The organism is Micromonospora sp. NPDC049282 (assembly GCF_043197045.1).
In the GTDB taxonomy this organism is placed as follows: Bacteria; Actinomycetota; Actinomycetes; order Mycobacteriales; family Micromonosporaceae; genus Micromonospora.
This window is the reverse complement of the sequence record NZ_JBICSL010000013.1, coordinates 88,194-95,191: the sequence shown is the minus strand read 5'-3', so window position 1 is coordinate 95,191 and position 6,998 is coordinate 88,194. Positions and strand designations below refer to the sequence as shown.

At 72.1% G+C, this 6,998-nt stretch carries 6 protein-coding genes; 4 read left to right on the top strand and 2 right to left on the bottom strand.

Features of this window, described 5'->3' with window-relative positions:
* Nucleotides 1-176 precede the first annotated feature (176 nt).
* The 4 genes from ACGFI2_RS21050 (at nucleotide 177) to ACGFI2_RS21035 (ending at nucleotide 4,622) form a co-directional block, all read left to right on the top strand.
* On the top strand, nucleotides 177-1,154 hold the full coding sequence (locus tag ACGFI2_RS21050; RefSeq protein ID WP_393519547.1) for a carbohydrate ABC transporter permease: 978 nt from the start codon (nucleotides 177-179) through the stop codon (nucleotides 1,152-1,154).
* Between the two features lie 10 nt (nucleotides 1,155-1,164).
* Nucleotides 1,165-2,061 (top strand): carbohydrate ABC transporter permease, encoded by an 897-nt coding sequence (locus ACGFI2_RS21045; RefSeq protein WP_393519545.1) that lies wholly within the window; start codon nucleotides 1,165-1,167, stop codon nucleotides 2,059-2,061.
* Nucleotides 2,058-3,491 (top strand): GH1 family beta-glucosidase, encoded by a 1,434-nt coding sequence (locus tag ACGFI2_RS21040; RefSeq protein ID WP_393519542.1) that lies wholly within the window; start codon nucleotides 2,058-2,060, stop codon nucleotides 3,489-3,491. Before ACGFI2_RS21045 ends, ACGFI2_RS21040 begins: the two co-directional genes overlap by 4 nt.
* Before the next feature lie 84 nt (nucleotides 3,492-3,575).
* On the top strand, nucleotides 3,576-4,622 hold the full coding sequence (locus ACGFI2_RS21035; protein WP_393519539.1) for a LacI family DNA-binding transcriptional regulator: 1,047 nt from the start codon (nucleotides 3,576-3,578) through the stop codon (nucleotides 4,620-4,622).
* A 39-nt stretch (nucleotides 4,623-4,661) separates the two neighbouring features.
* Here ACGFI2_RS21035 and ACGFI2_RS21030 read toward each other — a convergent pair whose 3' ends face one another.
* Entirely contained in the window at nucleotides 4,662-5,873 is a 1,212-nt protein-coding gene (locus tag ACGFI2_RS21030; RefSeq protein WP_393519536.1) for an acyl-CoA dehydrogenase family protein, read from the bottom strand.
* Entirely contained in the window at nucleotides 5,874-6,947 is a 1,074-nt protein-coding gene (locus ACGFI2_RS21025; RefSeq protein ID WP_393519533.1) for a phosphotransferase family protein, read from the bottom strand.
* Between the last annotated feature and the right edge of the window lie 51 nt (nucleotides 6,948-6,998).

The window sequence follows — 6,998 nt, the reverse complement described above, 5'->3', positions numbered from 1 at the left end:
GGTGCCCCCCGGGGGCCGGGGGGGGCGGGGGCCCCCCCCCCCCCGCGGGGGGGGGCGGGGCCCCCCCCCCGGGGGGGCCCCCCCCCCGGGCCCCCGGGGCCCCCCCCCCCGCGGTGCCCGCAGAGCCCGGCGTCACCCGTGTGGCGGGTGACGCCGGCTGAGGAGAAGGACTCCTGATGAGCCTCGACCTGCACGCCACGGCGCCGCCCGAGCCCGGCCCGCCGCGCGCCCGCACCTCGCACCGCCGCGCCAGCTCGGCCACCAAGCTGGACCTGAAGTACTCGCCGTACCTGTACGTCCTGCCGTTCTTCGTGATCTTCGCGGTGTTCAGCGCGTACCCGATCGCCTACACGGTCTGGATCGCGCTTACCGACCGGTCTCCGCTGAACGCGACGATCTCGTTCGTCGGGCTGGACAACTTCGTCGAACTGATCACCGACGACCCGCAGTTCTGGAACGCGGTGGTGAACACGTTCGGCATGTTCGTGCTCTCCACCGTGCCCCAGCTGATGCTGGCGCTGATGCTGGCCAACGCGTTGAACCGCAGGCTGCGCGCGCAGACCTTCTTCCGGATGGCCATCGCGATGCCGATCATCACCTCGACCGCGGTGGTCGCGCTGATCTTCTCGATGATCTACGCCAAGGAGTTCGGCCTGGTCAACTGGCTGCTGGACAGCGTCGGCCTGGACCCGATCGACTGGCGGGCGAACCGCTACGCCTCCTGGTTCGCCATCTCCACCATGGTCGACTGGCGCTGGGTCGGCTACAACGCGCTGATCTACCTGGCCGCGATGCAGTCCATCAGCAAGGACATGTACGAGGCCGCCGCGCTGGACGGGGCCTCCCGGCGGCGCCAGTTCTGGTCGATCACCGTTCCGCAGCTGCGCCCAACGATCATCTTCACGCTGATCATCTCGACCATCGGCGGCCTCCAGCTGTTCACCGAGCCGCTGCTGTTCACCAGCGGCTCGGGCGGTCTCTCCGGTGGTTCGGAGGGCCAGTTCCAGACCATCACGATGTACCTGCTCGACGTGATGAACCAGCGCTTCCGGTGGGGTTACGCCGGGGCGGTCGCGCTCGTGCTCTTCGTGCTCATCGCGCTGATGTCGACGGTCAACTACCTGCTGGCCCGACGCATCAGCTCCGACAAGTGAAGGTGACGAGATGACGACCACCACGCTCCGTCCGCCCACCCGGCCGACCGCGCCGGCCAAGGCCACCCACCAGGCCGAACGGCTCTGGAAGGCCAGCCCGCTCACCTGGCTCGGGCTGGTCCTCGGGGTGATCCTGTCGCTGTTCCCGTTCTACTGGATGATCGTGATCGCCTCGCGGACCAACGACGCGGCCAACTCCTGGCCGCCGCCGTTCCTGCCCGGCGGCAAACTCGGCGAGAACATCGAACGGGTGCTGGCCAACGGCGACGCCAACGTCGTCAAGGGTCTGATGAACTCGTTCCTGGTCTCCGGGACGATCACCATCGCCACGGTGTTCTTCGGCTCGCTGGCCGGCTTCGCGTTCGCCAAGCTCCGGTTCCGGGGCAAGAACGCGCTGCTGCTGATCATCCTCGCCTCGATGATGGTGCCGATCCAGCTCGGCGTGCTCCCGCTCTACATCCTGATGGCGAAGCTCGAGTGGCTGAACACGATGCCGTCGGTGACCGTGCCGTTCCTCATCGGCGGCTTCGGGATCTTCATGATGCGCCAGTACGCCGAGCAGGCCGTCCCGAACGAGCTGATCGAGGCCGCCCGGGTCGACGGCTGCTCCACCTGGAAGGTCTACTGGCACGTGGTGATGCCCGCGCTGCGTCCCGCCGCCGCGGTGCTCGGCCTGCTGACCTTCATGGAACAGTGGAACCAGTTCTTCTGGCCGTTCGTGGTGCTGGCCGACCCGTCGAACCCCACCGTGCAGATCTCGCTGCGCAGCCTCAACACCGCCTACTTCGCCGACAACTCGCAGATCTTCGCCGGTACGTTGATCGCGACCCTGCCCCTGTTCGTCGTGTTCGTTCTGTTCGGCCGCCAGATCATCGGCGGCATCATGGAAGGCGCCGTCAAGTCGTGAGCAACCCAGCCAGCCCGCCCGCCGTCGGCGTCCTCGACGAGGGCCCGGCCGTGACCTTCCCGCCCGGCTTCCTCTGGGGCGCGGCCACCGCCGCGTACCAGATCGAGGGCGCCGCGGCGGAGGGCGGCCGTACGCCGTCGATCTGGGACACCTTCAGCCACACCGACGGTCGGACGGTGGCCGGGCACACCGGCGACGTGGCCTGCGACCACTACCACCGGATGCCGGACGACGTGCGGCTGATGGCCGACCTGGGGCTGCGGTCCTACCGCTTTTCCGTCTCCTGGCCCCGGGTGCAGCCGGGCGGCGCCGGCGCGGCCAACCAGGAGGGGATGGACTTCTACCGCCGCCTGGTCGACGAGCTGCTCGGCCACGGCATCGAGCCCTGGGTGACGCTCTACCACTGGGACCTGCCCCAGCCGCTGGAGGACGCCGGCGGCTGGCCGGCCCGGGACACCGCCGGCCGGTTCGCCGAGTACGCGCAGCTGATCGCCGACGAGCTCGGTGACCGGGTGAAATACTTCACCACGCTGAACGAGCCGTGGTGCTCGGCGTTCCTCGGCTACGGCTCGGGCGTGCACGCGCCGGGCCGCAGAAACGGCGCGGACGCGGTCCGGGCCGGGCACCACCTGATGCTCGGGCACGGGCTGGCGGTGCAGGCGGTGCGGGCGTCCCGCCCCCAGGCGGAGCTGGGCATCACGGTGAACCTCTACCCGGTCACCCCGGCCACCGGTTCGGCGGCGGACGCCGACGCGGCCCGCCGGATCGACGCGCTGGCCAACCGCTTCTTCCTCGACCCGGTGCTGCGCGGCGCGTACCCGGCCGACCTCGTCGCCGACCTGCGCGGCGTCACCGACCTCGGGCACGTCCGCGACGGCGACCTGGCGACCATCTCCACCCCGCTGGACATGGTCGGGGTCAACTACTACAGCCGGCACGTGGTCGCCGCGCCGGTCGAGGGCGGCGAGCCGGAGCCCTACTGGCGGGCCCCGTCCTGCTGGCCGGGCAGCGAGGACGTCCGGTTCGTCACCCGGGGCGTGCCGGTGACCGACATGGACTGGGAGATCGACGCCCCGGGCCTGGTGGAGACGCTGGAGCGGGTCCACCGGGAATACACCGACCTGCCGCTCTACGTCACCGAGAACGGCTCGGCGTTCGTCGACGAGCTGGTCGACGGCCGGGTCGACGACCCGGACCGCCTGGCCTACTTCTCCGCGCACCTGCGCGCGGCGCACGCCGCGATCGAGGCCGGGGTGCCGCTGAAGGGCTACTTCGCCTGGTCACTGATGGACAACTTCGAGTGGGCCTGGGGCTACACGAAGCGGTTCGGCATGGTCTATGTCGACTACGACACGCAGGCCCGGATCGCGAAGTCCAGCGCCAGGTGGTACGCCGACGTGATCCGACGTAACGGCCTGGCCGCACAATAAGCTGGGCCAGCCAGTAACGGGCGGTCCCGGCGCCGGAGCCTCAACCGGTGCCGGGCCCGCCCGCCCGTCGGAGGAGCACAGACGATGACAACGCAGCGCACCCGCTCGCTCGGGCGCCCGACCCTCGATGCGGTCGCGGCCCGCGCCGGCGTCGGGCGCGGCACGGTCTCCCGCGTGGTCAACGGCTCGCCGCAGGTCAGTCCGGAAGCCCGGGCCGCCGTTCAGCAGGCCATCGCCGAGCTGGGGTACGTGCCGAACCGGGCCGCCCGGGCCCTGGTCACCCAGCGCACCGACTCGGTGGCCCTGGTGGTGTCCGAGTCGGGGGAGCGGGTCTTCACCGAGCCGTTCTTCGCGGCCATCGTCCGGGGCGTCAGCTCCGGGCTGCTGGAGACGCCGATGCAGCTCTGGCTGGCCATGGTGCAGTCGCCGATCGAGCGGGAGCGGGTCGAGCACCACCTGACCAACCAGCACGTGGACGGCGTGCTCCTGCTCTCCCTGCACGACTCCGACCCGCTGCCCACGCTGCTGGAGGAGCGCGGCCTGCCCGCGGTGCTCGGTGGCCGGCCGGCCCGGATGCTGCACCCGAACGCCCAGCCGGCGTGGTTCGTGGACGTGGACAACGTCGGCGGCGCCCGGCGGGCGGTGGAGCACCTGTTCGTCCAGGGGCGGCGACGGGTGGCCACCATCGCCGGCCCGCAGGACATGGGCGTCGGCCTGGCCCGGCTGTCCGGCTACCGGGAGGCGGTGCGGGCCGCCGGGATCGCGGTCGAATCGGGCCTGGTCGCGTACGGGGACTTCAGCGAGGGCAGCGGCACCGCCGCCATGCGGCGGCTGCTGGACGCCTGCCCGGATCTGGACGCCGTCTTCGTCGCCTCGGACCTGATGGCCTTCGGCGCGTTGCGCGCGCTGCGCGAGGCCGGTCGCCGGGTACCTGAGGACGTCGCGGTGATCGGCTTCGACGACGCCCCGGTCGCCCGCCAGGCGGAGCCGCCGCTGACCACGGTGTTCCAGCCGGTGGAGGAGATGGGCCGGCAGATGGCCCGCCTGCTCGTCTCGCGCATCCGTGGCGACGAGGTGCCCTCGCCCCACGTCGTCCTGGACACCGAGCTGATCCACCGCGCCTCCGCCTGACCCGCTCCCCAAGATCCGCGGGCGGCGGGCGGCGCGGGGTCAGGACCAGCGGCGGAGTTCGCGGCGGGCCAGGGAGGCCCGGTGCACCTCGTCCGGGCCGTCGGCCAGGCGCAGGGTGCGGGCCTGGGCCCAGAGCGCCGCGAGCGGTGTGTCCTGGCTCACGCCGGCCCCGCCGTACGCCTGGATCGCCTTGTCGATCACCCACTCGGCCATCGCCGGGGTGGCGATCTTGATGGCCTGGATCTCGGTGTGCGCGCCCTTGTTGCCGACGGTGTCCATCAGCCACGCGGTCTTGAGCACCAGCAGCCGGGCCTGCTCGATCCGGACCCGGGACTCGGCGATCCATTCCCGCACCACGCCCTGCTCGGCGAGCGGGCGGCCGAACGCGACCCGGTCGAGAGTGCGCCGGCAGAGCAGTTCCAGGGCCCGTTCGGCCATCCCGACCAGCCGCATGCAGTGGTGGATCCGGCCCGGGCCGAGCCGGGCCTGGGCGATGGCGAAGCCGGTGCCCTCGGCGCCGACCAGGTTCTCCGCCGGCACCCGGACGTCGGTGAAGTCGATCTCGGCGTGCCCGCCGTGCGGGGCGTCGCTGTAGCCGAAGACCGTCATGCCGCGGCGCACCGTGACGCCCGGGGTGTCCCGGGGGACCAGGATCATGCTCTGCTGGCGGTGCCGGTCGGCGCCCGGGTCGGTCTTGCCCATCACGATGAAGATCTCGCAGCGCGGGTCCATCGCCCCGGACGACCACCACTTGCGACCGTTGACCACGTAGTGGTCGCCGTCCCGGGTGATCCGGGTGGCGATGTTCGTCGCGTCCGACGAGGCGACCTCCGGCTCGGTCATGCAGAACGCGGAGCGGACGTCGCCGGCGAGCAGCGGCGCGAGCCAGCGTTCCCGCTGCGCGTCGGAGCCGAACTCGGCGAGCAGCTCCATGTTGCCGGTGTCCGGCGCGGCGCAGTTGAGCGCCTCCGGGGCGAGGTGCGGGCTGCGCCCGGTCAGCTCGGCCAGCGGCGCGTACTGGAGGTTGGTCAGGCCGGCGCCGTAGCGCGCGTCCGGCAGGAACAGGTTCCACAGGCCGCGGGCCCGAGCCTCGGCCTTCAGCTCGTCCATCACCGGCGGGCGGGCCCACGGGTCGCCGGCGGCCAGCACCTGCTCGTGGTGCACCGGCTCGGCCGGGAGCACGCACTCGGTGAGGAACGCCTCCAGCCGCTGCCGCAGCTCGACCGTCCGGTCGTCGTACGCGAACTCCATCTATCTCTCCCTCACCGCGTGCAGACCGTGCGCGACCAGCGGCGCCACCATCTCGCCGATCCGGTCGAAGCCCTCGCCCAGTGTCTGCCCGAGGGTGTGGCGGTAGTGGATGCCCTCGCAGATCACCGCCAGCTTGAAGCAGCCGAGCGCCACGTGCCAGTGCAGTGGGCCGACGTCGACGTCGCTGCGCCCGGCGTAGCGGTCGATCAGCTCCGCCCCGGTGGGGAAGCCGGCCCGCGGACCGATGCCGTCGGCCACCGGGTTGCCCTCGGCGTGGTCACTGTCACCCAGCACGTCCCAGTAGGTGAGCAGCAGGCCGAGGTCGGCGAGCGGGTCGCCGAGCGTGGCCATCTCCCAGTCGAGCACGGCCCGCACCGCCACCGGGTCGACGGTGGCGAGCAGGTTGTCCAGCCGGTAGTCGCCGTGCACGATCCGGCCCGCGTTCGCGCCCTCCGGCACGCTGCCGGCCAGCGCGTCGCGCAGCTCGTCGACGCCGGGCAGCGGGCGGCTGCGGGAGCGGTCCAGCTGGCCGGCCCAGCGGCGGACCTGCCGGGCCAGGTAGCCGTCCGGGCGACCGAAGTCGGCGAGCCCGACCTCGGCGGGTTCGACCCGGTGCAGCGTGGCGAGCGTGTCCATCATCGTCAGGGCGAGGTCGCGGCGCTGGTCGGCGGTGAGCGCGTCGGTCTGCGCCCGCCGCCGGTAGACCTCGCCGTCGACCTTGGCCATCAGGTAGAAGGGCGCGCCGATGACGCTCTCGTCGGCGCAGAGCAGGAGCGCCTCGGGGACCGGCACGCCGGTCGGGGCGAGCGCCGAGATCACCCGGTGTTCCCGGGCCATGTCGTGCGCGGTGGCCAACACGTGCCCGAGCGGTGGCCGGCGCAGCACCACCTCACGGTCGCCGGCGCGCAGCAGGTAGGTCAGGTTGGACTTGCCCCCGGCGATCAGCCGGGCGGACAGCGGACCGGCCAGCTCCGGCCGGTGCGCGGCCAGGTGGGCGGCGAGCCGGTCGAGGTCGAGCCCGCGGGGGGCCGGACCGGTCGGGGGCCGGGCAGCGTCGACGGCCGGATCGGTCATCCGGATAGTTGATGGCAGCTCAGCTTTGTTGTCAAGGTCGGATTTTCCCGG

Excerpts from the sequence above, each read along its gene's own strand:
- ACGFI2_RS21025 (WP_393519533.1), bottom strand. The coding sequence starts at position 6,947 with ATGACCGATCCGGCCGTCGACGCTGCCCGGCCCCCGACCGGTCCGGCC.
- ACGFI2_RS21035 (WP_393519539.1), top strand. The coding sequence starts at position 3,576 with ATGACAACGCAGCGCACCCGCTCGCTCGGGCGCCCGACCCTCGATGCG.
- ACGFI2_RS21030 (WP_393519536.1), bottom strand. The coding sequence starts at position 5,873 with ATGGAGTTCGCGTACGACGACCGGACGGTCGAGCTGCGGCAGCGGCTG.
- ACGFI2_RS21045 (WP_393519545.1), top strand. The coding sequence starts at position 1,165 with ATGACGACCACCACGCTCCGTCCGCCCACCCGGCCGACCGCGCCGGCC.
- ACGFI2_RS21050 (WP_393519547.1), top strand. The coding sequence starts at position 177 with ATGAGCCTCGACCTGCACGCCACGGCGCCGCCCGAGCCCGGCCCGCCG.